Source organism: Microbacterium pygmaeum (assembly GCF_900100885.1).
In the GTDB taxonomy this organism is placed as follows: Bacteria; Actinomycetota; Actinomycetes; order Actinomycetales; family Microbacteriaceae; genus Microbacterium; species Microbacterium pygmaeum.
Genome location: NZ_LT629692.1, coordinates 2,876,607 through 2,901,673, shown reverse-complemented (window position 1 = coordinate 2,901,673; position 25,067 = coordinate 2,876,607). Strand labels below are relative to the sequence as shown.

At 69.3% G+C, this 25,067-nt stretch carries 24 protein-coding genes; 15 read left to right on the top strand and 9 right to left on the bottom strand.

What is annotated here, in order from left to right; translation table 11 throughout:
* Positions 1-9 precede the first annotated feature (9 nt).
* A complete protein-coding gene (locus BLT19_RS13935) occupies positions 10-741 on the bottom strand; it encodes a glutamine amidotransferase (protein WP_091491403.1) in 732 nt (243 codons plus the stop codon).
* Between the two features lie 62 nt (positions 742-803).
* Between BLT19_RS13935 and BLT19_RS13930 the strand changes: the two genes are divergently transcribed.
* Genes BLT19_RS13930 through BLT19_RS13920 form a run of 3 tightly spaced genes read left to right on the top strand, consistent with a single transcriptional unit; the run spans position 804 to position 2,201 of the window.
* Complete coding sequence (locus tag BLT19_RS13930; RefSeq protein ID WP_091491401.1) at positions 804-1,340, top strand: PaaI family thioesterase; 537 nt, start codon at positions 804-806, stop codon at positions 1,338-1,340.
* Between the two features lie 4 nt (positions 1,341-1,344).
* Positions 1,345-1,572: a response regulator gene (locus BLT19_RS13925; protein ID WP_091491399.1), complete on the top strand. Its 228-nt coding sequence runs from the start codon at positions 1,345-1,347 to the stop codon at positions 1,570-1,572.
* Between the two features lie 5 nt (positions 1,573-1,577).
* Positions 1,578-2,201: a CYTH domain-containing protein gene (locus BLT19_RS13920; RefSeq protein ID WP_091491397.1), complete on the top strand. Its 624-nt coding sequence runs from the start codon at positions 1,578-1,580 to the stop codon at positions 2,199-2,201.
* A gap of 22 nt (positions 2,202-2,223) precedes the next feature.
* Here the strand turns inward: BLT19_RS13920 and lpdA are convergent, their stop codons facing one another.
* Both lpdA and BLT19_RS13910 read right to left on the bottom strand, forming a co-directional pair.
* Positions 2,224-3,621, bottom strand: a complete 1,398-nt coding sequence (gene lpdA, locus BLT19_RS13915) for a dihydrolipoyl dehydrogenase (protein ID WP_091491395.1) — start codon at positions 3,619-3,621, stop codon at positions 2,224-2,226.
* A gap of 9 nt (positions 3,622-3,630) precedes the next feature.
* Entirely contained in the window at positions 3,631-4,380 is a 750-nt protein-coding gene (locus BLT19_RS13910; protein ID WP_091491393.1) for a copper resistance CopC family protein, read from the bottom strand.
* Between the two features lie 124 nt (positions 4,381-4,504).
* Between BLT19_RS13910 and BLT19_RS13905 the strand changes: the two genes are divergently transcribed.
* Positions 4,505-4,891, top strand: coding sequence for a hypothetical protein (locus BLT19_RS13905; protein WP_231917894.1), 387 nt, complete (start codon positions 4,505-4,507; stop codon positions 4,889-4,891).
* Positions 4,892-4,913: 22 nt separating this feature from the next.
* On the opposite strand, the gene BLT19_RS13900 is transcribed toward BLT19_RS13905, so the two are convergent.
* Complete coding sequence (locus tag BLT19_RS13900) at positions 4,914-5,264, bottom strand: hypothetical protein (RefSeq protein ID WP_172825633.1); 351 nt, start codon at positions 5,262-5,264, stop codon at positions 4,914-4,916.
* 168 nt (positions 5,265-5,432) lie between these two features.
* Between BLT19_RS13900 and BLT19_RS13895 the strand changes: the two genes are divergently transcribed.
* The 3 genes from BLT19_RS13895 (at position 5,433) to BLT19_RS13885 (ending at position 7,274) form a co-directional block, all read left to right on the top strand.
* Positions 5,433-5,942: an FHA domain-containing protein gene (locus BLT19_RS13895; RefSeq protein ID WP_231917667.1), complete on the top strand. Its 510-nt coding sequence runs from the start codon at positions 5,433-5,435 to the stop codon at positions 5,940-5,942.
* Complete coding sequence (gene ftsR, locus BLT19_RS13890) at positions 5,942-6,634, top strand: transcriptional regulator FtsR (protein WP_091491386.1); 693 nt, start codon at positions 5,942-5,944, stop codon at positions 6,632-6,634. Before BLT19_RS13895 ends, ftsR begins: the two co-directional genes overlap by 1 nt.
* Before the next feature lie 94 nt (positions 6,635-6,728).
* Positions 6,729-7,274: a MerR family transcriptional regulator gene (locus BLT19_RS13885; RefSeq protein WP_091491383.1), complete on the top strand. Its 546-nt coding sequence runs from the start codon at positions 6,729-6,731 to the stop codon at positions 7,272-7,274.
* A 56-nt stretch (positions 7,275-7,330) separates the two neighbouring features.
* On the opposite strand, the gene BLT19_RS13880 is transcribed toward BLT19_RS13885, so the two are convergent.
* A complete protein-coding gene (locus BLT19_RS13880; RefSeq protein ID WP_091491380.1) occupies positions 7,331-8,140 on the bottom strand; it encodes a ParA family protein in 810 nt (269 codons plus the stop codon).
* Positions 8,141-8,213: 73 nt separating this feature from the next.
* Here BLT19_RS13880 and BLT19_RS13875 point away from each other — a divergent pair, with 73 nt between their 5' ends.
* Genes BLT19_RS13875 through BLT19_RS13865 form a run of 3 tightly spaced genes read left to right on the top strand, consistent with a single transcriptional unit; the run spans position 8,214 to position 13,785 of the window.
* Entirely contained in the window at positions 8,214-11,621 is a 3,408-nt protein-coding gene (locus tag BLT19_RS13875; protein ID WP_091491377.1) for a pyruvate carboxylase, read from the top strand.
* Between the two features lie 55 nt (positions 11,622-11,676).
* On the top strand, positions 11,677-13,284 hold the full coding sequence (locus BLT19_RS17785; RefSeq protein ID WP_172825632.1) for a MinD/ParA family ATP-binding protein: 1,608 nt from the start codon (positions 11,677-11,679) through the stop codon (positions 13,282-13,284).
* A 9-nt stretch (positions 13,285-13,293) separates the two neighbouring features.
* Positions 13,294-13,785, top strand: coding sequence for a peptide deformylase (locus tag BLT19_RS13865; RefSeq protein ID WP_091491374.1), 492 nt, complete (start codon positions 13,294-13,296; stop codon positions 13,783-13,785).
* Positions 13,786-13,788: 3 nt separating this feature from the next.
* Here the strand turns inward: BLT19_RS13865 and BLT19_RS13860 are convergent, their stop codons facing one another.
* Positions 13,789-15,615, bottom strand: a complete 1,827-nt coding sequence (locus tag BLT19_RS13860) for an AMP-dependent synthetase/ligase (protein WP_091491371.1) — start codon at positions 15,613-15,615, stop codon at positions 13,789-13,791.
* A gap of 168 nt (positions 15,616-15,783) precedes the next feature.
* Between BLT19_RS13860 and BLT19_RS13855 the strand changes: the two genes are divergently transcribed.
* From BLT19_RS13855 to BLT19_RS13840, 4 genes are all read left to right on the top strand, one after another.
* Complete coding sequence (locus BLT19_RS13855) at positions 15,784-16,737, top strand: ROK family glucokinase (RefSeq protein WP_091491368.1); 954 nt, start codon at positions 15,784-15,786, stop codon at positions 16,735-16,737.
* Positions 16,738-16,740: 3 nt separating this feature from the next.
* Positions 16,741-17,484 (top strand): lysophospholipid acyltransferase family protein, encoded by a 744-nt coding sequence (locus tag BLT19_RS13850; protein ID WP_091491365.1) that lies wholly within the window; start codon positions 16,741-16,743, stop codon positions 17,482-17,484.
* Positions 17,485-17,526: 42 nt separating this feature from the next.
* The gene (locus BLT19_RS13845) at positions 17,527-18,864 is read left to right on the top strand and encodes a class II 3-deoxy-7-phosphoheptulonate synthase (protein ID WP_091491362.1); all 1,338 of its coding nucleotides are present in this window, start codon (positions 17,527-17,529) and stop codon (positions 18,862-18,864) included.
* 274 nt (positions 18,865-19,138) lie between these two features.
* Positions 19,139-20,113: a hypothetical protein gene (locus tag BLT19_RS13840; protein WP_091491360.1), complete on the top strand. Its 975-nt coding sequence runs from the start codon at positions 19,139-19,141 to the stop codon at positions 20,111-20,113.
* Between the two features lie 191 nt (positions 20,114-20,304).
* On the opposite strand, the gene pknB is transcribed toward BLT19_RS13840, so the two are convergent.
* Together pknB and BLT19_RS13830 are read right to left on the bottom strand one after the other, a co-directional pair.
* Positions 20,305-22,254, bottom strand: coding sequence for a Stk1 family PASTA domain-containing Ser/Thr kinase (gene pknB / locus BLT19_RS13835; protein ID WP_091491357.1), 1,950 nt, complete (start codon positions 22,252-22,254; stop codon positions 20,305-20,307).
* 58 nt (positions 22,255-22,312) lie between these two features.
* Positions 22,313-23,380, bottom strand: coding sequence for a LysM peptidoglycan-binding domain-containing protein (locus tag BLT19_RS13830; RefSeq protein WP_231917666.1), 1,068 nt, complete (start codon positions 23,378-23,380; stop codon positions 22,313-22,315).
* Between the two features lie 161 nt (positions 23,381-23,541).
* Between BLT19_RS13830 and BLT19_RS13825 the strand changes: the two genes are divergently transcribed.
* A complete protein-coding gene (locus BLT19_RS13825) occupies positions 23,542-23,904 on the top strand; it encodes an Rv2175c family DNA-binding protein (RefSeq protein ID WP_091491352.1) in 363 nt (120 codons plus the stop codon).
* A 3-nt stretch (positions 23,905-23,907) separates the two neighbouring features.
* Here BLT19_RS13825 and BLT19_RS13820 read toward each other — a convergent pair whose 3' ends face one another.
* Complete coding sequence (locus tag BLT19_RS13820) at positions 23,908-25,002, bottom strand: polyprenyl synthetase family protein (protein ID WP_407939795.1); 1,095 nt, start codon at positions 25,000-25,002, stop codon at positions 23,908-23,910.
* Positions 25,003-25,067: the final 65 nt, after the last annotated feature.

Here is a 25,067-nt window from a genome sequence, read left to right as displayed (position 1 = left end):
CTCGGCCGGTCAGCGGGCGTAGCGTTCCACGAATGTCCGGAGGATCCGGCTCGGGTGCGAGACCGCAGCGCTGCGGACCGCCGCCAGCGTCAGATCCAGCTCGTCGGCCGCGAAGTAGCCGTGCTCGGCGTACGCGTGGATGCGCGTGGTGATGCCGTCGACGTCGAGCTCCGGGTGGAACTGCGTGGCGTAGACGTTCCGGCGGACGCGGAACATCTGCACAGGGCAGGTCGGCGACGATGCCAGGAGCGTCGCAGTGGGCGGCAGCGTGGTGATCGCCTCCTTGTGACCGACGAACGCGCCGAAGGTATGCGGGAGGCCTGCCAGCAGGGGATCCGCCGCACCCTCGTCGGTGAGCGTGACCGGCACGACGCTGATCGGCTCGGAGTGGGTGCGGTCGATGAGCGCGCCGAGGTAGGTCCCCACCGTCCCGACGCCGTAGCAGGCGCCCAGGAACGGAAAGTCGCGATGCACGACGTCGCGCAGCAGTGCGGCGAACTCCGCCTCGACGCGATGCTGCACCGTCGACTTCCGCTCGGCCGGATCCGAGGCGTTGAAGGGTCCGCCGCCCACGAAGATGCCGGACAGGTCCTCGAGGAGGAGCGCCGGCATCGGGCCCGCTTCGAGGCGGACGCGGATCAGCTCGTCCTCGGTGAGACCGGTGTAGCGCAGGAACAGCGCGTACTCCTCGTCGGCGGGCTGATCTTCGGCGCGCGTCGCGAGCAGGACGAAAGGCTTCACCCGTTCACGATACCCGCGTGCGGAGCCCCCTCCGCGGCGGCGATCTGCGGCAGGATCGGTGCATGACCGACATCCGCTCGCGCACCTTCGACTGGTCCGATCCCGCCGCCGCCCTCGAACAGGCGCGCAGTGCCGGGACGGGGCTGGAGGCCCTCCAGGCCATGATCGACGGCGAGATCCCGCCACCGCCGATCGCGAACCTGATGGGGTTCACGCTCATCGAGGTCAGCGAGGGCGTGGCGGTCTTCGAGTGCGAGCCGGCCGAATTCCACTACAACCCGATCGGCGCCGTGCACGGCGGGCTGGCCTGCACCCTGCTGGATTCGGCGCTCGGCTGTGCTGGCCACACGACCCTGCCGGCGGGAGTCGGCTACACGTCGGTGGACCTGAGCGTGCGATACCTGCGGCCCATCACCCATGCCTCCGGTGTGCTCCGGGCCACCGGCAGGGTGGTCAAGCCAGGTAGACGCGTCATCTTCACCGACGGGGAGCTCACGGATGCCGCGGGCCGAGTCGTCGCGACTGCAACCAGTTCTCTGCTGGTCCTCGCCCCTCCTGCCTCGCCTTCGGAACGTTCGTCCCGCCCGGGACTAGGCTGAGAGCATGGCTATTGCACGTCTGCACGGCGGTCCGCTCGACGGACAGCTCCTCCCGCTCGAAGACTCCGAACTGGATCGACTGATCGTTCCTTATAGCGAGACGCAGGTGGTCTACGAGCGCAAGGGCGACCTCGAGAAGACCGGTGAGAATGACGGACCCACCGAGGCCGAGTTCTGGTTCGTCGAGTCCGAAGACGACATCGACCCCAACCCCGACGGTCGAGACGACTGACCCTCGTGGCCGCCGGCGCTGACTCATCGCGCTCGGTCGAGGTCGAGCGGAAGTTCGACGCGGACGATGGGACGCCGCTGCCGGACTGGTCTGCGGTGCCCGGAGTGGCGCGCACTGATGCCGCGGAGATCCGCGAACTCGACGCGGCGTATCTCGACACCGGCGAGCTGCACCTGGCGCGCGCCGGGTACGCGCTTCGCAGGCGGACCGGTGGGCCCGACGAAGGATGGCACCTGAAGGGTCCGCGCGTCGGCGACGGCCGCGTCGAGCTCGGCTGGCCGCTCGGCGAGAAGGATCGGGTGCCCGACGGCGCCCTCGCGGAGATTGCAGCGGTGACGGATGCCGGGCTCGCCCCGCTCGCCCGCATCGAGAATCTCCGCACGGCGTATGCGCTGCGCTCCGCTGACGGCACGCTGGTCGCCGAGTTCGTCGACGATCGCGTGCGGGCCACCGATGCGCGCAGCGGTATCGTCCGCACATGGCGCGAATGGGAGATCGAACTCGGACCCGCCGGCCCGGCGGGCGCCGACCGAGCGGAGTTCTTCCGCGCGATCGAGGCCGCCGTGGTGTCGGCGGGCGGCCGACCCGCGGCATCCGATTCGAAACTGGCGCGCGCGCTCGGCTACTGAGGGCGCTGCGCTCGCGTGATCCCTACAGGTTGATCATGTGACCGGCGAGGCCGTGGAAGGCCTCCTGCACGGCTTCGGACAGCGTCGGGTGCGTGTGCACATTGCGTGCCGCCTCGAGCGCGGTCAGGTCCCACTTCTGCGCCAGCGTGAGCTCCGGCAGCAGTTCGGAGACGTCGGGGCCGATCAGGTGGCCGCCGAGCAGTTCGAGGTGCTCGCCGTCGGCGATGAGCTTGACGAAGCCGATCGGCTCGCCCAGGCCGTTCGCCTTGCCGTTGGCGCTGAACGGGAACTTCGCGACCTTCACGTCGTGACCCGCGTCGCGAGCCTGCTGCTCGGTGAGCCCGAATGATGCGACCTGCGGCGAGCAGAACGTTGCGCGCGGCATCATCCGGTAATCGCCCAGCGTCATCGTCTCGGCCTTGGCGATGGTCTCGGCGGCGACGACCCCCTGCGCCTCGGCCACATGCGCGAGCTGCAGCTTCGCGGTGACGTCGCCGATCGCATAGATGTGCGGCACGTTCGTGCGCATGTGGTCGTCGATGTCGATCGCACCGCGCTCGGTGAGCTTCACGCCGGTGGTCTCCAGACCGAAGCCCTCGACATTCGCGGCGAAGCCGATCGACATCAGCACCTTGTCGGCCTCGATGGAGGCCTGCGCGCCGTCCTTGGGCGTGTAGGTGACGGTGACCTTCTCGCCGTTGTCGACGACCGTGTCCACCTTGGTGGAGGTGAGGATGTCGACGCCGTACTTCTTGTACTGCCGCGCGATCTCCTTCGAGACATCCGCATCCTCGTTGGGCAGCGCGCGATCGAGGAACTCGATGATCGTGACCTTCACGCCGTAGTTGGTCATGATGAAGCCGAACTCCATGCCGATCGCGCCGGCACCGACGATGACGATCGACTCGGGCAGGCCGCGGGTCATGATCTGCTCTTCGTAAGTGACGACGTTCTCGCTGAGGGTCACGCCCGGCAGGAGCCGCACCTTCGAACCGGTGGCGATGATCGAGTTGTCGAACGTCACCTCTTCGGTCGAGCCGTCCGACTTGGTCACGGTGATGGCGTTGGGGCCCGTGAACGTGCCGCGCCCCTCGTACTCGGTGACCTTGTTCTTCTTCATGAGGTAGTGGATGCCCTTGACATGCGTCTCGGACACCTTCCGGCTCCGATCCCAGGCCACGCCGAAGTCGAAGGACACCTCACCCGAGATGCCGAAGAGGTCGGCCTGATCGTGGAAGACGTGCGCCAGGTCGGCGTTGCGCAGCAGCGCCTTCGAGGGGATGCAGCCCACGTTGAGGCACACACCGCCCCAGTACTTTTCTTCGATGATCGCCACCGACAGTCCGAGCTGAGCTCCGCGAACCGCCGCGACATAACCGCCGGGCCCGGCACCGAGAATGACGAGATCGTAATGAGGCATGCCTCAAGCCTATCGCTCGGTCGGAGGCTCGGAACCGCTCCGGGAACCGCTCCCGGTGGCGTCCGGCGTGCCCGTCGGACGGCTGGTTCCGGCCGGGTCGCCGAGGGCGTTCGCGCGGTTCTCGGCGAGGGCGCGCTGCTGTCGTGCGCGTGAGACGAGCAGGTAGACGATGCCGCCGGCGACCGCGACCAGCACGATGCCGCCCACCACCCACGGCCAGGCCTGCGCGGTGGTCGTGTCCTCAGCCGGCACCGGGGCGACCGGGGGAGCGGTCGAGGCCTGTTCACTCGGAGTGCTCACCGGCGCTGGCGATGCGGTGGGCGTCTCGGTCGGCGTCGGCGTCGGGGTCGCGGCGCCGGACACCGTGAAGGAGTACTGCCCCGAGATGGGGTGCCCGTCGCTGGAGACGACTTTCCACAGCACGGTGATCGCTCCGGATGCCTCGCCCGTCAGCGCCTGCGTGAGCACATTGCTCTGCGCGACGGGCGCGCCGTCGGCGAGCGTCGTGCCCGCGGCATCCGTCACCTGCACTTCGGAAGCACCGGCATCGGTGGCGATCTCGCCGCTGAAGGTCAGCGTGAGCTGGGTGGGCAGCGCGTCCAGCGTCGCGTCCGCCGCCGGATCGGCGGAGACGAGCTCGTCGTGCGCGCTGGCGGGGGAGGCGACGAGGAGGCCGCCCGCCGAAAGGAGCAGCGCCGCCACCGCGGCCGCGGCGGCACGCGCGAACGGGCGTCGGGGAGAAGTCGTTGTCGTAGGCATCCTTCCCAGGCTACGCCCGCCGACGGGGAGTGACGTGGGGGGTCGCGCGGAGTAGCGTCGCAGACGGCGGCACGAACGCCGCTGCCGAATCGATCGAGATCTCAAGGAGCGGAACGTGGACGCGATGATGATGAAGGACATGATGTCCCGGACATCGATGCCCGGGATGGACACGATGGACATGTCGCTGATGCAGGCGTGCCTGGATGCCTGTTCCGCCTGCGAACAGGCCTGCACCGTGTGTGCGACGCAGATGATGGACTGTTCGCCGGCGTGCATGACCTGCGCAGACATGTGCAACACCATGATGCGGACGATGCTGCGGATGCAGGGCACGACGCCTGCGGCGATGATGGCGATGCTCGACGCGTGCATCGCGATGTGTCAGGTGTGCATGGACGAATGCATGGAGCACGCGGACATGAGCGAGGTCTGCAAGATGTGCGCTCAGTCGTGCCAGGCCTGCGTGGACGCCTGCATGGCGATGAGGAACAGCATGATGGCCGCCTGACGCCTCGACGGGCCCGGACGCGTCAGTCGGCGAGGACGTTGAACCGCCGGGCGCCGACAGCCAGGACGTGATAGCGCGCGTGGACAGCGACAGGCGTGCCCGCGGCGAGGTCTTCGGCCGCACCCGCGCCGCTCCACAGTTCCTGACGCACGTCGCCCAGGACGGACCGGACGACGACGGTGCCGGTCCGCGGATCGGCGGACTCGACGATCGCATCGACCCAGTCTGACGGGGTCGCGGCCGCCAGCCGCGTCTGGATCAGATGCAGGGCGTGCCCGGGAGCGAAGGACGAGCAGACAGCACCGTGCACGCACATGCACGCCGAACGCTCACGCACCTGGAGGGGCGGAAGGTGGCGGTGCGGGGTCGACACGATGGTCTCCTGTCAGTAGGTTCGATACCCGCCAGGCTAGGCGTGCGCGGTCGGCGGGTCATCCCGAGTGACACACGCAGAAACATTGCGCAATGCCCCGACGAGGTCGGGATGCGTCCTCTCGAGGACTCGCCGATCGGATACGCTGGGCAACGAAGGAGGAACACCGTGGACGACGATCGCCGACCCGAGCCGGACGAGATCCGGCGGGCATCCGGTGCGAATGCCGACGCGGGGAACGAATTCGGTTCCTCCGACACGACGCAGACGTTCGGCCACGACTCCGACCTCTCCTTCGTCCCCTTCGGAAGCGACCTGAGCGAGGCCGAACTCGATGCGATCGAGGCGCTTCCGTCCGGAGCCGCACTGCTCATCGTCCGCTCCGGACCGACCGCGGGTGCCCGCTACCTCCTGGACACGGATGTGACGACGGTGGGCCGTCACCCCGAAGCCGACATCTTCTTCGACGACGTGACCGTGTCGCGCCGTCACGCCGAGATCACCCGTGCCGATGCGGCGTTCGAACTGGTCGACCAGCGCTCGCTCAACGGCACGTACGTCAACGGCGAGCGGGTCGATCGCTCCGCGCTGACCAACGGCTCCGAGGTCCGGGTGGGCAAGTTCCGCCTCAACTTCTTCGTCTCTCCTGCCGACCTGTCGCAGGCGGCGGGCGGCTGATGCCGGCAACGTCGGCCCGCGAACGTTCATCGTCCGCGGGACTCCTCAGCATTGGTCAGGTCCTCGCGCGGCTCTCGCCGGAGTTCCCGAACCTGACCTCCAGCAAGCTGCGCTTCCTCGAGGTGCAGGGCATCGTCACGCCGACGCGCACCGAGTCCGGGTACCGCAAATTCTCGCCCACCGACCTCGAACGGCTGCGCCTGGCCCTCACGCTGCAGCGCGATCACTACCTGCCCCTCGTCGTCATCCGCGAATACCTCTCCGACGTGGACGCGGGGCGCGATCCTGCTCCGCCGACCGCCGTCCCGCCGCCGTCGATCGTGCCGGCTCCGCGCCGCTACCGCCGCGAGGAGCTGCTGTCCGCCTCCGGCGCAGCGCCGCAGCTTCTCAACGACGCCATCAGCACCGGGGTCCTGGCCGGTTCCGACGCCTACAACGACCAGGCCGTCGCCATCCTGCGCGCCCTCGTCGCCCTCGATCGACACGGGATCGAGCCGCGTCACGTGCGCAGTCTCCGCCAGAGCGCGGAACGCGACGTCGCGCTGATCGAGTCTGCACTGTCCTCGCTCCTGCGCCGCACCGACACCGCCTCGCGTGCGAGGGCGAGTGAGCTCGCTCCGGAACTGGCCAAGCGCCTCGACGAGGTGCGGGCACTGTTCGCCCGGGCGGCGATGGACCGCATGCTCTCCTGAGCGCGACACGCCGAGCCCGGCGAAGCGGATGTCGTTGCCCGATGCCTCGGGCTCATCTAGCGTTGAGATATCCGAGACCCGAAGGAGGATGCGCATGACCGGCCATGACGCGACCGATACCCCCGGGTTCCAGAACGACCTGCTGTTCACCGACGGGCTGCCTCAGATGGATGACGAGGTCGGCTATCGCGGCGCGGTGGCCGCACGCGCTGCCGGGATCACCTACCGACAGCTGGACTACTGGGCGCGCACTGAGCTGGTCGAGCCCACGGTGCGCGGCGCCAGCGGATCCGGATCCCAGCGTCTGTACGGGTTCCGCGACATCCTCGTGCTGAAGCTGGTCAAACGACTGCTGGACACCGGCATCTCCCTGCAGCAGATCCGCACCGCTGTGGAGCAGCTGCGGGCATCCGGCATCCGCGACCTCGCCGGCACCACCCTGATGAGCGACGGCGCATCGGTCTACCTCTGCACGTCCAACGATGAAGTGATCGACCTCGTCAGCCGCGGCCAGGGCGTCTTCGGGATCGCGGTCGGCAAGGTGCTGCATGAGGTGGAGTCGACCCTCGTCGACTTCGACGCGCAGGCGCCGGACACCCTGGACGAGCTGTCGGCTCGCCGCGCCGCGCGCACCGCCTGAACCGACACCGCCTGAATCGGCACGCGTGCACTGCTGCGGTTGAACCGCAGCGCGGATCAACCGGTGGTCGTGGTGCTGGTCGGAATGCGGCCTGTCCGCATGACCCGGTCCAGGAGCGCGTCGAAGTCGGCGGCCAGCTCCTGCGCCGAATCGCCCGGCCAGATGTGCAGCGGCTTGGCCGCACCCTGCGCCTGCTGCAGCGACGTGCGCTCGGGCAGCTGTGGCGAGAGCACCAAGGGGCCGAACATGTCACGGAGCTCCTTGATGCGGAACTGGTGCTCGATCGACTGCGGGCGGACGCGGTTGACGACGATACCGAGGGGCTGCAGGCGTGGAGACAGACCGCGACGGATCTCTTCGATGGCGCGCAGCGCCCGGTCGGCGGCGGCCACCGAGAACAGGCCGGGCTCGGTCACCACGATGACGCGATCGGAGGCCGCCCACGCGGTGCGGGTGAGGGCGTTGAGGGACGGCGCGCAGTCGATCAGCACGAGGTCGTAGTCGGCCTCGATGGTGGCGAGGGCCTCTTCCATCTTCCAGACGTCGCGCACGCTCGGGTGCGGTCCGTCGAAGTTGATCGCGGACGGGCTGCCGATCATCACATCGATGGTGCCCGGGTGCACCTTCGCCCAGCCGCTGGAGGTGATCGCCTGACGGACCACCTTCTCCTTGGGGTTGGCCAGGACGTCGGCGACGTTGAGCCGCCCCGCGACCTGGATGTCCATGCCGGTGGAGACGTCGGACTGCGGGTCGAGATCCACCACGAGAGTCCGAACTCCCCGCGCAAATGCAGCGGAGGCGAGTCCCAGAGTCACGGTTGTCTTGCCGACCCCGCCCTTGAGCGAGCTGACGGAGAGTACGTGCACAAGCGACTACGTTACCGTCCCCTAGGCTGAGAGCACACTCAGCCCGAATCTTGGCAGCCGCAGTGAGGTGTGCATGTTCCGAAAGATCCTGGTCGCCAACAGAGGCGAAATCGCCATCCGCGCGTTCCGCGCGGCGTACGAACTCGGGGCGCGCACGGTCGCGGTGTACCCGTTCGAGGACCGCGGTTCGATCCATCGTCAGAAGGCCGACGAGTCGTACGTGATCGGCGAGCAGGGCCATCCCGTCCGCGCCTACCTCGACGTCGATGAGATCATCCGCGTGGCGCTGGCTTCCGGCGCGGATGCGATCTACCCCGGCTACGGCTTCCTGTCCGAGAACCCCGAACTGGCTGCGAAGGCGGCGGAGAACGGCATCACCTTCATCGGCCCCCCGTCGCGAGCGCTGGAGATGGCCGGCAACAAGGTGACTGCCAAGCACCACGCTGTCGCCGCTGGCGTGCCGGTGCTGCGCTCCACCGAGGCGTCCGAGGACGTCGACGAGCTCGTCGCGCAGGCCGCCGACATCGGATTCCCGATCTTCGTCAAGGCGGTCGCCGGCGGCGGCGGCCGCGGCATGCGCCGCGTGGAGGAGCCGGCGGCGCTGCCGCCCGCCATCGCTGAGGCCATGCGCGAAGCCGGTGCGGCCTTCGGCGACGCCCGCGTCTTCCTGGAGCAGGCGGTGGTGCGTCCTCGGCACATCGAGGTCCAGATCCTCGCCGATGCGACCGGTCACACGGTTCATCTGTTCGAGCGCGACTGTTCGGTGCAGCGCCGGCACCAGAAGGTCATCGAGATCGCCCCGGCGCCGAACATCTCCGACGAGCTGCGGACCGCTCTGCATCGCGACGCGGTCGCCTTCGCCGAGTCGATCGGCTACGTCAACGCCGGCACTGTCGAGTTCCTGGTCGACACCGCCGGCGATCGCGCCGGCGAGCACGTCTTCATCGAGATGAACCCGCGCATCCAGGTGGAGCACACCGTGACCGAGGAGGTCACGGACGTCGATCTCGTCCAGTCGCAGATCCGCATCGCGGCGGGCGAGTCCCTTGCCGACCTCGGGCTCCAGCAGGAGAACATCGTGCTGCGGGGCGCTGCCCTGCAGTGCCGCATCACGACGGAGGACCCGTCGCAGGGATTCCGGCCCGACACCGGGCGCATCACCACCTATCGGTCGCCCGGCGGAGCAGGCATCCGACTCGACGGCGGCACCACCGCCGCGGGCTCGCAGATCAGCCCGCATTTCGACTCGATGCTCGCCAAGCTCACCTGCCGCGCACGCGACTTCCCGTCGGCCGTCGCCCGCGCCAAGCGCGCCCTCGCGGAATTCCGCATCCGCGGCGTCGCGACCAATATCCCGTTCCTGCGCGCCGTGCTGGATGACCCGGCGTTCGTCGAGGGCGATCTGAGCACCGCATTCATCGAAGAGCGTCCGCAGCTGCTGACGGTGAACGCATCGCGCGACCGGGCGACGAAGCTTCTGAACTGGCTGGGTGATGTCACCGTCAACCGCCCGTACGGCGAGAAGCCCGTGTCGGTCTCGCCCGGAAGCAAGCTGCCCGCGATCGATCTGTCGGTCCCACCGCCGGCGGGAAATCTGCAGCGACTGCGCGATCTCGGCCCGGCCGGCTTCGCCCGGTCCCTGCGCGAGCAGGTCCCGCTCGCCGTGACCGAGACCACGTACCGCGACGCCCACCAGTCGCTGCTGGCCACCCGCGTGCGCACCCGCGACCTCGTCCGCGTCGGACCCCACGTGGCGCGGATGACCCCCGGCCTGCTCTCCGTCGAAGCGTGGGGCGGGGCGACCTACGACGTCGCACTGCGCTTCCTCGCCGAGGATCCGTGGGAGCGGCTGGCTGCGGTCCGGGAGGCGATCCCGAACATTCCGATCCAGATGCTGCTGCGCGGGCGCAACACCGTCGGCTACACACCCCGGCCGGACGCGGTCGCGCACGCCTTCGTGCGCGAGGCGGCGTCGACGGGCGTCGACATCTTCCGCATCTTCGACGCCCTCAACGACGTCTCCCAGATGCGCACGGCGATCGACGCGGTCCTGGAGACGGGGACGGCCGTGGCCGAAGTGGCCGTCTGCTACACCGCGGACCTGCTCGACCCCGCCGAGACGCTGTACACGCTGGACTACTACCTCCGGCTGGCCGACCAGATCGTCGACGCGGGAGCGCACGTCCTCGCCATCAAGGACATGGCGGGTCTCCTGCGTCCGGCGGCTGCCGCGAAGCTCGTCACCGCCCTCCGCGAGCGTTTCGACCTGCCCGTCCATCTGCACACGCACGACACCGCGGGCGGCCAGCTGGCGACGCTGCTCGCCGCGAGCGCGGCTAAGGTGGATGCGGTGGATGCCGCGGCTGCGCCGCTCTCCGGCACGACCAGTCAGCCGTCGCTGTCGGCACTGATCGCGGCGCTGGCCCACACCGACCGGGACACCGGCATCAGCCTCGATGCGGTCAGCGACCTGGAGCCGTACTGGGAGGGTGTGCGTCACCTGTACAGCCCGTTCGAGTCCGGTCTGCCGGGCCCCACGGGCCGCGTGTACCACCACGAGATCCCCGGCGGTCAGCTCTCCAACCTTCGCCAGCAGGCGATCGCCCTCGGGATGGCCGACGAGTTCGAGCGCATCGAGGACATGTACGCCGCGGCCGACCGGATCCTCGGGCGCATCCCGAAGGTCACGCCGTCCTCGAAGGTGGTCGGCGACCTCGCGCTCGCCCTTGTCGCCGCGAACGCCGACCCGGCCGATTTCGCCGAGAACCCGCAGAACTACGACATCCCGGATTCGGTCGTCGGCTTCATGGCGGGCGAACTGGGCGATCTGCCCGGAGGCTGGCCCGAGCCGTTCCGGACGAAGGTCCTCGCCGGACGCCAGATCTCGATCGAGGTCCCGGCGCTGACCGCCGAGGAGCAGGACGGTCTGGCAGGCGACGCGGCCACCCGTCGCCGGACCCTGAACCGCCTGCTGTTCCCGGGACCGGCCAAGGACTTCGAGAGCAACCGCGAAGCCTACGGCGACCTGTCGGCGCTCGGCACCCCCGACTACCTCTACGGTTTGCAGCCCGGCGAGGAGCACATCGCCGAGATCGACCCGGGAGTCCAGCTGTACGTCGGACTCGAGGCGATCGGTGAGGCCGACGCCAAGGGGATCCGCACCGTCATGACGACGCTGAACGGGCAGCTCCGACCGGTCTACGTCCGCGATCGCAGTATCAAGGTCGACACGCGCCAGGCCGAGCGCGCCGACACCTCCAAACCCGGTCAGATCGCCGCGCCGTTCTCCGGCGTGGTCACCCTGAAGGCGGCCCTCGGCGACACCGTCACGGCGGGCCAGCCGGTCGCCTCCATCGAGGCGATGAAGATGGAGGCGGCCATCACCGCCCCCGTCGACGGGGTCGTCGAGCGCCTCGCGATCGGAGCCACCCAGCAGGTCGATGCCGGTGACCTTTTGGTCGTGATCCGCCCGGCGCGTTAGCCTGGAGGGTGCGCGGACGCCGCGTGAGCCTCGAAACGTCTTGGAGATACCCGCAGTGACGCCCGATCGGACCGACCAGACGACACCCGACGACCCGGAGAACGTCGATCTCGGCGTGCTCTCCGACAGCGGGAGTCTCGACACGTCGGGCATCGGAATCCTCGGCGGTCAGACCGAGCAGGTCAGTGTGTCGCTGCCCGGCGGCAACGACGAGGACTTCGACGATGACGACGTCATCGGCGATGAGGTCGCGTTCGAGGCCGTCGAGATCGAAGCCGTCGCCGGCTCCGTGGATGACGGCGCGGACGTCGCCGTGCTCGAGGAATGGAACGTCGAGGACGAGCCGCTCGACGCGACGACCGCCGATGACGCCGACGCCCGCAGCCTGGATGTCGAGCCCATCACCGCGGACATCTTGATCGAGGCGGACGCCGCCATCGACGATGCCGCTCGAGCCGAGGCATCCGTCGTCGATGCCCTCCCCGTCGAACCGATCGCCGCCGAAGCGCCGCTGCCCGATGCATCCGTCCCCGCAACAGCTGCCGTCGCCACCGCCGCCGCGGTGCCCATCACCGGCTCGACCCCCACCACGCGGCGCGCAGCGCAGCACGCCGAGGGAGCCGATCGTCCCGATCGCGCGCGCGCGGTCGAGCGCGTCGTGCCCCGCTCGGACGTCACCATGACCTCCAAGCGGCTCGGCGAGTTCGAGGGTGGACGCGAAACCGCCGACCTGCTCACGGCGGACCGTCTGCTCGATCCGCACCAGATCGTCCGCCCCGAGCCCGAGGGAGCGTGGCAGCACTTCGTCTACTCGATCTCCGGGCGACGGATCAACCTCGGCGACGGCAAACGCGCCAAGGCACGCAAAGAACTCGACCGCCGGATCGCGGCACCGCTGAACGGCGGCGCCCGCTTCGTGCCGGTGCTCTCGCGCAAGGGCGGCGTGGGCAAGACGACGATCACGACGCTCCTCGGCATGGCGCTGGCCGACGCCCGGGACGACCGCATCATCGCGGTCGATGCGAACCCCGACCGCGGCACCCTCGCCGAGCGCATCGCCCGCTCCAGCGGGAAGACCGTCCGCGACCTGGTGAAGGTGCGCGCCGAGGTCACCGGCTACAACGACATCTCGGACATCGTCGCTCGCGACGAGACGCGCCTGGATGTGCTGGCATCGGACACCGACCCGCGGGTGTCCGAGGCGTTCAACGACCGCGACTACCACGACGTCGCGAGTCTGGCCGCGCACTACTATTCGATCGTGCTCACCGACACCGGCACGGGCATCGTCCACTCCGTCATGGGTGCGACCCTCGACCTGGCCGATCAGATCGTCATCGTCGCCGGGCTCAGCGTCGACGAGGCGCGGCTCGCCTCCGAGACGCTGACGTGGCTGGAGACGAACGGCTACGCAACGCAGGTCCGCAACGCCGTCATCGTCCTGAACACGGCCCGACCCGGCACCCCGCTCGTGCAGCTGGACGAGCTCGAGTCGCACTTCCGTTCGCGGGCGCGCTCCGTCGTGCGCATGCCGTACGACCCGCACATCGCCGCAGGAAGCGCCATCTCGTTCCGCGAGCTGCAGCCGGCGACCCGGCAGGCGGCGCGGGAACTGGCAGCGACCGTCGTCGAGGGGCTTCGCAGCCTCGCCTCGGCTGCGTAGCCGCCCGCCATGAGCGTCCGCGCGATTCGTGTGTTCGGAGACCCAGTGCTGCGCGCCAAGAGTGCGCCGATCGACGAGATCGACGACGGCGTCCGCGCCCTCGTCCGCGATCTCGTCGAGACCGTCGAGCTGCCCGGCCGTGCCGGCGTCGCGGCGCCGCAGATCGGCGTCGGGCTGCGCGCCTTCAGCTACAACGTCGACGGCGAGATCGGGTATGTGCTCAACCCCGAGCTCGTCGAGGTGTCCGGCGAACCCGAGCTGGTCGGGGAGGGATGCCTCTCCGTGCCCGGTCTGTGGCATGACGCGCTGCGGTATCCGCACGCCGTGGTCGTCGGCATCGACGTCGACGGCAACGAGGTGCGGCTCGAGGGCGACGGCCTGATGGCGCAGGCGCTGCAGCACGAGACGGATCATCTCGACGGGAAGCTGTACCTGGACAGGCTTCCCGCCGAGACGAGACGGATCGCGATGCGCGAGATCCGCGAATCCGCGTGGTTCTAGGCGCTACTTCAGCGACACGTTGGTGGTGCTGACCGGCACTTCGTAGATCGCGGTGACCTCGTCGGAGAAGTCGTCCATGATCACGTTGCGCTTGATGCTCATCTTCGGCGTCAGGTGACCGCTCGCCTCGGTCCATTCGATCGGCAGGATCGTGAACTTGCGGATGGACTCCGCCCGCGAGACGTGCTTGTTGGCGATGTCGACCGCCCGCTGGACTTCGGCGTGCACCGCGGGATTCTTGGCGGCGTCGGCCAGTGACATGTCGGCGGACAGCCCGTTGTTCGCGAGCCACGTCGGCAGCATCTCGCTGTCCAGGGTGATGAGCGCACCGATGAACGGCCTCTGATCGCCGACGACGACGACCTGGCCGACGATCGGGTTGGCCCGGATCGGATCTTCCAGGGTCGCGGGTGCGACGTTCTTGCCGCCCGCCGTGACGAGGATCTCCTTCTTGCGCCCCGTGATCGTGAGGAAGCCCTCGGAGTCGAACGTGCCGATGTCGCCGGTCTTGAACCAGTCGCCGTCGAAGGTGGCAGCGGTCGCCTCGGGGTTGCGCCAGTACTCCTTGAACACGTTGACGCCGCGCACCTGGATCTCGCCGTCGTCGGCGAGGCGGATGCCGACACCCGGCAGCGCCGGGCCCACGGTGCCGATCTTCGACTTGGTCGCGAGGTTCACCGTCGCCGGGGCGGTCGTCTCCGTCAGGCCGTAGCCCTCGAGGATCGTGACGCCCAGGCTGTGGAAGAAGTGGCCGAGTCGCGGGCCGAGGGGAGCGGAGCCCGAGACGGCGTAGACCACGTTGCCGCCCATCGCGGTGCGCAGCTTGCTGTAGACGAGACGGTCGAACAGTGCGAATTTGATCTTCATGCCGAACGGGATCTTCCCGCCGTCCTGCAGGAGCTTCGAGTGCTCGATGGCGGTGTGCGCGGCGGCCCGGAAGATCTTCCCCTTGCCGCCCGCTTCGGCCTTCTGCTCGGCCGAGTTGTAGACCTTCTCGAAGACGCGCGGCACGGCAAGCAGGAACGTCGGCTTGAAGGAGCCGAGAGCGGGGAGCAGCTGCTTGGTGTCCGGCTGGTGTCCGGTCTTCACCCCGGCGTGGATGTCGAGGATCGAGATGAACCGAGCGAAGATGTGCGCAGTCGTGATGAACAGGAGCGTGGACGCGCCCGGCGTCTCGACGACCTCGCGCAGCGCCTTCGAGGAGTTGCGGATCAGCTCCACGAAGTTGCTGTGCGTCAGCACGCATCCCTTCGGACGACCGGTCGAGCCCGAGGTGTAGATGAGCGTCGCGATGTCGGCACCGTTGGCGAGATTGCGGCGCCGCTCGATCTCCTCGTCCGAGACGTCCTTGCCCTGGGCGACCAGCTTGTCGAGGTCGCCGCGGTGCATGTCCCAGACGGAGCGGATCAGCGGCAGCTCGGAGCGGACCTCATCCAGTCGCGCGGAGTGGTCGGGCAGTTCCGAGATCACGGCGATCGCGCCGGAGTCGGTGATGTTCCACGCGATCTGGGCGGGGGAACTGGTCTCGTAGATGGGGACCATCACGGCGCCGGCGAAGAAGATCGCGAAATCCACGAGCGTCCAGTCGTAGGTCGTGCGGGCGATGAAGCCGACCTTGTCGCCGGGTTCGATCCCGGCGGCGACCAGGCCCTTGGCAAGAGCGATCACCTGCCGGTGGAATTCGGCGGCGGTGATGTCGCGCCAGCCGTCGCCGTCCGGGACGGCGAACAGGGCGAGTTGCGGGGTCGCCTTGACGCGCTCGACGAGCAGGTCGGTGACATTCGCCTGCGGGTCGGCGGGGACGATGGCGGGGACTTCGAATTGAACCACGGCAGCTCCTTCGGTACCGGTTGCATTCTCGGGTGGAATCCCTTCGAGTGTATCCGAGGCGGTCTGGGGCCTTTCCGGCGCCCGCCACCGCTCGGCAGGGGAGCGGACCCGCGCCGTGGATAGACTGCAAGACGCCGTCGCCCGAGCGCCGGCCGGGAAGGGGATGCGGTGCTGAACGTCGGTATCGACATCGGGGGCACGAAGATCGCCGGTGGCGTCGTCGATGCCGAAGGGCGCATCGTCGAGAAGCTCCGGGTGGACACGCCCACCGACACCCGCGCGCTGGCGGACGCGGTCATCGACATGACGCGGCACCTGAGCGCCGCGCACGACGTCGCCGGAGTCGGCGTGGCCGCTGCCGGATTCATCGACCGTGAACGGGCGTCCGTCATCCACGCACCGAACATCGCGTGGCGCAACGAGCCGCTCAAGGCGAGCCTCGAGGCCGGCATCGACATGCCGGTGATCATCGAGAACGACGCGAACGCGGCGGGCTGGGCGGAATTCCGCTTCGGCGCCGGCCGCGGGGTCGATGACATGGTCATGCTCACGATGGGCACCGGTGTCGGCGGGGCTGTGATCGCGAACGGCCTGCTGTATCGAGGCGGGCACGGCATCGCGGCCGAACTCGGTCATCTGCGCTTCATCCGCGACGGGATCCCGTGCGGATGCGGCCAGAGCGGATGCCTCGAGCAGTACGCCTCCGGACGCGCGCTGCAACGCGAGGCCAACGCGATCGCCGACGGCGAGGCCGACGGCATCGGTGCCGGCCTGGCGGCGGTGCGCACGCAGAAGGGCACGTTGTCCGGCCCGGCGATCTCACGGCTGGTGCTTGCCGGCGACCCCGGCGCCACCGAGGCGCTGCTGCGCGTCGCGACTGCGCTCGGCGAAGCATGCGGCGGCTTCCAGGCGGTTCTCGACCCCGAGCTGTTCGTCATCGGCGGGGGAGTCGCACAGCTCGGCGAGGATCTGCTCGGCCCCGTCCGGATCGCCTACGAGACCTCGTTGCCCGGCTACGGCGATCGTCCGGTCGCGCAATTCGCCATCGCCCAGCTGGGCAACGATGCCGGGCTCATCGGCGCGGCCGATCTGGCGACGGTGCGGCCGGGTGGGGAGTACTGACGGATGTTCTACTGGCTGATGAAATACATCGTGATCGGTCCGATCGTGAAGGCGATCTTCCGCCCGTGGATCGTCGGTCGCAAGAACGTCCCCGCCGACGGTGCCGCGATCCTCGCGAGCAATCACCTGTCGGTCTCGGACTCGGTGTTCCTGCCGCTGATGATAGACCGGCCGATGTCCTTCCTCGCCAAGAGCGACTACTTCACCGGCAAGGGGCTCAAGGGCTGGGCCACCCGGATGTTCATGAAGGCGACCGGTCAGATCCCGATCGACCGCACCGGCGGAAAGGCCTCGGAAGCATCGCTGAACACCGGCCTGCAGGTGCTCGGCCGGGGCGACCTGCTCGGCATCTACCCCGAGGGCACCCGCAGCCCGGACGGCAACCTGTACCGCGGCCGCACCGGAATCGCGCGCATGGCGCTCGAGGCGCACGTGCCGGTGATCCCGGTGGTGATGGTGGACACCGATGCCATCATGCCGATCGGCCGCAGCATCCCTCGCGTCGGCCGGGTCGGCATGGTCATCGGCGAGCCTCTGGACTTCTCCCGCTTCGCCGGCATGGAGGGCGACCGCTACATTCTGCGCTCGGTCACCGACGAGATCATGGTCGCGCTGCAGCGCCTCGGCGAGCAGCGCTACGACGACGTCTACGCGTCCACGGTCAAGAACCGGGCAGCGTCCGCCGCCGCATCGGCCGCGCCGATCGAAGCCGTCGGCGCCGCGCCGGTCACCCCGCCGGCGGCCTGACACACGCGACGGGGGTACGCGCCGCGCGGCTAGACTGAGCGGATGCCTCAGCAGCCGGACACCCTCGACCACTGGCGTACCCTCCCCATCAAGCAGCAGCCCACCTGGTACGACGCCGAGGCGGTCGCCGAGGTCTCCGCCGAGATCGCGACGCTGCCGCCGCTGGTCTTCGCGGGCGAGGTCGACAATCTTCGCGAGAGGCTCGCGCGCGCGGCATCCGGCAACGCCTTCCTCCTGCAGGGCGGCGACTGCGCCGAGACCTTCGCCGGTGCCACCGCCGAGCAGATCCGCAACCGCATCAAGACCGTGCTGCAGATGGCGGTCGTCCTGACCTACGGCGCTTCGATGCCGGTCGTGAAGATGGGCCGCATGGCGGGGCAGTTCGCCAAACCCCGCTCCTCGGACACCGAGACACGCGGCGACGTGACGCTCCCGGCCTACCGCGGCGACATCGTCAACGGATTCGATTTCACCGAGGCCTCGCGTCGCGCCGACCCGGCGCGACTGCTCAAGGGCTACCACACGGCCGCGTCGACGATCAATCTCATCCGCGCGTTCACCCAGGGCGGCTTCGCCGACCTGCGCGAGGTGCACAGCTGGAATCAGGGCTTTGCCAAGAACCCGGCCAACCAGGCGTACGAGCGTCTCGCCGGTGAGATCGACCGCGCCATCAAGTTCATGGAGGCCGCCGGAGCGAACTTCGACGAACTGCGCGGTGTGGAGTTCTACACCGGCCACGAGGGTCTGCTCATGGACTACGAGCGTCCGATGACCCGCATCGACTCACGCACCGGCACGCCGTACAACACCTCGGCGCATTTTCTGTGGATCGGGGAGCGCACGCGCGAACTCGACGGGGCGCACGTGGACTACTTCTCCAAGATCCGCAACCCGATCGGTGTGAAGCTCGGCCCGTCGACGACCCCGGACGACGCACTCGCCCTGATCGACAAGCTCGACCCGGAGCGCGAGCCCGGGCGCCTGACGTTCATCACGCGGATGGGAGCGGGCAAGATCCGCGACGCACTGCCGCCCCTGCTGGCCGCCGTCCGCGACTCCGGGGCGACGCCCCTGTGGGTGACCGACCCGATGCACGGCAACGGGATCACGACGCCCACCGGCTACAAGACGCGTCGGTTCGACGACGTCGTGGACGAGGTCCGCGGATTCTTCGACGCGCACCGCGCGGTCGGCACGCATCCCGGCGGCATCCACGTCGAACTCACCGGCGATGACGTCACCGAGTGCCTCGGCGGCTCGGAGATGATCGACGAGGCCACCCTCGCGACCCGCTACGAGAGCCTGTGCGACCCGCGCCTGAACCACATGCAGAGCCTGGAGCTGGCGTTCCTGGTGGCCGAGGAGCTCGAGAAGCGCTGACCGCGCCGGGTCCGGCATCCGGACCCCGCGGGCGCTGTCGTACCCCGCTCGCGCCGCCTTCGTACGCGAGGCGCCACCGCCCGCCCGTCGCGCGCGACGCGCCTCGCGCCCGCGACGCGCCTCCGCGCACCGGCGAGGCGTCTCGCGCCCGCGAGACCTCGCAAATGTCTCGATCGGCGACGCGTTTCGCGTCGTTCGTAAAGTCTCGCGGGCCGGCGGGCGAGCGCTGTGGAAAGATCCGCCGCGGGCGCCGGGGAACCGCGATCATCGGGTCGTGGCCCGTCGTCCGCTTCCGCACTCTCTCACCGTCGGCCCGTTCCGGGCCGCCGAGGCGGCGGAGGCGGGCATCTCACGGCGCAGGCTCCGCGCCGACGACGTCGGGCACCCCCACCACGGCCTCTACCTGCCGTATGCCGAGGACGCGGACCTGCGTTCGCGGTGCGAGACCTTCGCGCAGCTTCTCGGTCCTGATCGCTGGTTCAGCCACCTGACGGCTGCGCGCATCTGGGGGATTCCATTGCCGACGCGCTGGAGCGCGAGCGAACCTCTCCACGTCATCGCGATCCGCGAGGCGGCGCCGACGCGGCGCCCGAACGTCGTGGGCTGGGAGACGAGGCGCACCGACATCGATCGGACGGTGCTCGGGCTGATCCCGCTCATCGCGCCGGCCGAGGTGTGGTGCCAACTCGCCGTGCCCGGCGCCACCGGCACGGATGCCGAGACCGGCCGCAAACGCAATCTGAGTCTGCCGCGGCTCGTGGCTGCCGCCGACTTCCTGCTGACCGGTCCGTATGTCCGCCGCGCGCGCCTGCCGCTGTGCACTCGTGAGGATCTGCAGAGCGCACTGCGCTGCAATCGCGGAGCCCGCGGCACGAAGGCCCTGACGATCGCGCTCGAGCTCGCCCGCGCGGGAGCGCATTCGCCGAAAGAGACTGCACTGCGTCTCGGGCTGATGGCGTGCGGTCTGCCCGAGCCGGACGTGCAGGTCCCGGTCATGACCGCGTCGGGGCTTCGCCACGCCGACCTCGGCTACCCCGACGCGAGGGTCGTGCTGGAGTACCAGGGCGATCATCATCGGTCGGATCGGAAGCAGTGGCTGGACGATCTGCATCGGGTGCAGTTGATGCAGGATGCCGGATACCACGTCATCCAAGTGGGTGCACACGATCTCGTGCCGGACTGTTCGGACCTCGCCGCCCGCGTTCGGCGAGCGCTCGCGGGCCAGTACTTCAGGCTCGAGTCTCGGTGAGCCCGCGAGACTTCACGATTGTGCGATTCGAGCCCGCAGAACGTGACATCTGCGAAGTCTCGCGGGAGGGCGGAAGGGCGGGAGGGAGGTGGAGGGCGTGAGGGAGGGCGGGAGGCAGGGCGGCGAGCCGGAAGGGCGTGAGGGCGGCGAGCCGGGAGGGCGGCGAGCCGGCCTTCGAGCAGGGCGAGGGCTCAGAAGGTCGACGTGATCGTCAGAGCGATCGTCGCTCCGGCGGGCGCCATGTCGCCCGGCTTCGGGCTCGTGTCCGTGACGCGGGTCAGGGCATCGACGATGGCGTTCCAGAACGGGCTGTACGAGATCGTGAACCCAGCGGCCTCGAGCGTCTGGCGGGCCTCCGCGAGCGTTCCGCCGACGACATCGGGGACTTCAAACAGCTCGGGACCCTGCGACACGATGAGCTGCACGGTGTCACCCGGACGCCACGCCCCACCGCCGTCGCGTTCCGCGATCCCGAGGACGCGGCCCTCGGGAACGTCGTCGTCGAAGACGAAGTTGCTGTCCGGGTTCACACTCAGATCCCTGTCATTCAGGGCGCCGGTGGCGTCTGACTCACTCAAACCGGCGACGTCGGGCACGCTGCCGACAGAGACGACCAGCGTCAGGGTGTCACCCTGGAGGATGCTGCAGCCGGCGCTGCAGTCGACCGCGTCGCCCCCAGCACGCGGCGCCGCTGTCGCGGCGATCACCGTATCGGCCGAGACCTCGTCGGAGAACTCCGGTACGTCCTCGGCGACCGTGATCTGCGACGCCTCGGCGATGCCGCGTGCGTCCGCCGCCCCGCGGCCGGCGAGGGATTCCAACTGCACCGGCTGCGGACCCTGCGAGACCATCACCCGCACGGCTGCGTCCTTGTCCAGTCGTCCGCCCGGGCCGGGATCGGTCTCCACGACGAGTCCCGGCTGCACGTCGAGGCTGTACGTCGGCACCTCTTCGGCGAGGAGCGACCGCTCGGCGAGCAGCTGCTGGGCCTCGGCGAAGGTGCGGCCGGCCAGCTCGGGCACGGCCACCTGCGAACCCGGACCCGACCCGAACCACCATCCCGCGCCGCCGGCCAGCGCCGTCAGCAGCAGGACGAGGCCCACCAGCCACGCCCCTCGTGCGGTGCGCTTCTTGGTCACCGCGCGCAAGCGCGTCGCATTGTCAGTGTCGTCGACGGCCGCCGTCGGACCGGTGAGCGCCGCCGGCAGCACCTGGGTCAGATCGCCGGAAGCGCCCTTGCCCTGCTCGTCGCGGATGATGCTCGTGGAGACCGTCCGTGCGACCTGCGGCGCGATGCCGAGTTCGTGTTCGATCTCGCGCAGCCGGTCGAGCATCTGGCGGGCATCGAGGGGCCGGTCGTCGGGGTTCTTCTCGGTCGCCCACAGCACGAGCTCGTCCAGCGGCTCGGGCACACCCGGGTTCTTCACGCTGGGTCGGGGCACCGAATCCGTCGCGTGCTGGAACGCGATCTGCATCGGCTGTTCGCCCTTATACGGCTGCTCGCCGGTGAGCATCTCGTAGAGCATGATGCCCAGGGCGTAGATGTCGCTGCGGGCGTCGGCGGTTCCGCGCGTCACGAGTTCCGGAGCCAGATAGGCGATCGTGCCCAGCAGCTGCGCGCCCGTCGCCGTGTTGGCGGTGGTGGCACGCGCCAGGCCGAAGTCGCCGATCTTGATTCGTCCGTCCTCGGCGAGCAGCACGTTCTCGGGCTTGACGTCGCGGTGGACGATACCGGCACGGTGCGCGGCGGCGAGGCCAGAGAGGATCGCGTCCATGATCGTGATGGTCTGGGGGATCGTCAGCCGCCGCTGCTCGCGCATGAGCTCGCGGAGCGTGATCCCCGGCAGGTACTCCATCACCATGTAGGCCATGTCGCCGTCCTGGCCCTGGTCGAACACGTTGACCACGTGTGGATCGGCCAGTCGGGCGGCGGCGCGAGCCTCCTGGATGAACCGGCTCTGGAACACGGTGTCATCGCTCAGGTGCCCGTGCATGACCTTGAGCGCGATGCGGCGCTCCAGACGCAGGTCGGTGGCGACGTACACGGTCGCCATGCCGCCGCGCGCGATGCGCGCGCGGACCCGGTATCGGCCGTCGACGAGACGGCCGATCAGCGGGTCGGCCTGCTGACTCGTGCTCACGATCCGAGTCTAGGTTCGTGTGCCTGTGAGGCCGGGGAGCGCCTCACCGGCGTGCGGATCAGCCGTGCGCGGCGAGCCACGCGTACGCGGGCTGTTCCCACGCGGCATACCGGTCCGGGTACGCCGAGATCTGCACCGCCTGGGCCGCATCGGCGAACGACATGCTCTCCCAGCCCGGGATATCCAGCAGGCCGAGTGTGCTGTAGCCGTTGGGGTCGGACGCCCCGCCGAAGAACGCACGCGTCGAGCGGATCGGGTCGCGCACCTCTTCCTCAGTGCCCCAGCCCGTGCTCGGTCGCTGCTGGAACAGGCCGAGCGAGTCGCGGTCGCCCCAGTCGAGGTTGCGCAGCCATGACTCCTGCATCGCGGTGCCCAGAGCGATCGCGATCCCGCGGTCCGGCACGCCCAGTTCGCGTCCGACCGCGATGATGAGCTGCGCGTTGCCGATCTGTTCGGCATCGAGGGGATCGGATGCCGGGGGTGCCGGCGCCTGACTGGCGGCGAGCTCGAAGCTCGGAGCCCCCGGGATCGTCAGGACTTCGCCCGGATAGATGATCGAGGACCAGTTGAGCGCGTTCGCCGTCAGGACCGCGTCGACGCTCTGGCCGCACGCGGCCGCGATCGAGCTGATCGTGTCACCGGCGCTCACGGTGTGCGATCCGCCGGCGGTGACCGGTAGTGCGACCTCCGCCGGCGGGGCGGCCGGGGCGGTGATGGCCTCTGCCGGCGCGCTCGCTCCCGGGATGGCGATCGTCTGCCCCGGGTAGATGATCGAGGACCAGCTCAGTCCGTTCGCCGCGAACACGGCATCGACGGTCGTCCCGTGTGCGGCGGCGATCGAGGTGATCGTGTCGCCGGCGACGACGGTGTAGCCGGACGATGCCTCGGTCGGCACCCGGAGGGCGACGGCGCGCGGACCGAGGACCGCGGGGGATGGATCGACCGACGCCGGAACGCGCAGCATCCGCTCGCCGATCGCATCGTGGGTGCCTGCCACCGAGGCTTGGCCCGCATGCGCGGGAGTAGCGCTCAGCAGCAGCGTCAGCGAGCCGGCGACGGCTGCGGGGATGCTGCCGGCCAGGGCGCGGCGATAGGCGGTGGCGCCTCGGTCAGGACTCGTTCGCAAGAGATTTCCCCCCTCTTCAGACCCCGCTACCGTGTCACGGAAGTGCACAGGTGTCAACGCAAGTGACTGGTGTGACCAATGTGAACGCCGTGAAACCATCGCGCTGACCGCTCCGCGACGCAAGTGTCGGAGAGCGGGCATGAGGTGGGATAGTTGCTGATGTGACTGCAGACGATGCGACCACTGACGGCTCCCGCACCGAGACCGACTGGCTGACCCTTCCGGAACTGGCCGAGGTGCTGCACGAACCTCTCGGCCGCGTGCGGCGCCTGCTGGATGACTCCCACCTCGTCGGCTCGCGCAGGGATGGCACCTTTAAGGTCCCTGCGATCTTCCTCGTCGACGACGAACCGCTGGTGTCGCTGCGGGGCACGCTGATCGTGTTGCACGACGCCGGCTTCTCCGCAGACGAGTCCATCGACTGGCTGCTCGGGCACGAAGACCTGATCGGCGGCCCGCCCATCGAGGCGCTGCGCGCCGGCCGCAAGAGCGAAGTCCGACGGGTGGCGCAGGCTCTGGCCTGACCCTCAGGTGGCGCGGACCGTCGCCGCGCGAGCGAGATCGCGCAGTTCGCCGACAGCGGCGTTGCCCAAGCGTGCGCCCGAGAGTGAGCGCTCTGCACGACGCGAGTAGTCCTGGATCAGCTCCTCGACGCGCTCCAGCGCTCCGGTGTCGATGATGGCGCGCTGCAGGGAGGCGATCTGCGAGGGTTCGAGCTCCGGGTCGCCGATCAGCTCGTCGACGGTGCGGCGCGCTCCGCGGTCGAGACGCTCGCGGGTGAAGGCGACCAGCACGGTCCGCTTGCCCTCGCGCAGATCGTCGCCCGAGGGCTTGCCGGTGACCGCCTCGTCGCCGAAGACGCCGAGGACGTCGTCGCGCAGTTGGAAGGCCATTCCCACGTGGTGTCCGAATTCGGTCAACGCGTTCAGTTGAGCGTCGTCGGCCCCCGCCAGTGCGGCGCCGATCAACAGCGGCTGCTGGATGCTGTAGCGCGCCGATTTCAGTGAAGCCACGCGCAGCGCGCGTTCGGCGTGCGTGTCATCCGGCTGGGTGGAGAACGCCGACTCCTCGGCGATGTCCAGGAACTGGCCGATCGTCACCTCGCGGCGCATGGTCGCGTACTGCAGACGGGCGGCGCGGGCGCGAGCGGGGGATGCTGCATCCAGACCGTCTTCGAGAAGGTCGTCGCTCCACGCGACGAGTAGGTCGCCGAGGAGGATCGCGCCGGAGCGACCGAACGCCGAGGCGTCACCGGTCCACCGGCTCTCCACGTGTGCGGCCTCCATCCCGCGGTGCGCGGCCGGGCGGCCGCGCCGCGTGTCGGAGTTGTCGATCACGTCGTCATGGACGAGGGCCGCGGCGTGGAAGATCTCCAGCGCGGCGGAGGCGGCGACCACGGCGGCCGGCGGTTCGCCGGCGGACCCGACAGCTTCCTCCACTGCCCTCCACCCCGCGACGCAGAAACGTGCGCGGAGGCGCTTGCCGCCGCCGACTGCCTCGATCCCGGACTGCGTGAACAGCTCTGCTTCGGCGCCGAATTCAGCGGCGGCATCACGCTGAGCAGAAAGGAACATGTCCAGTCGCTGAGAAACCGCCAATACGGCACCCTCGGACTGTGACACGGGCCTAGCCTAGTGATCTACGGCACGCGTAGAATCATGTGATCCGAGCAAGCAGAGGGGGATGC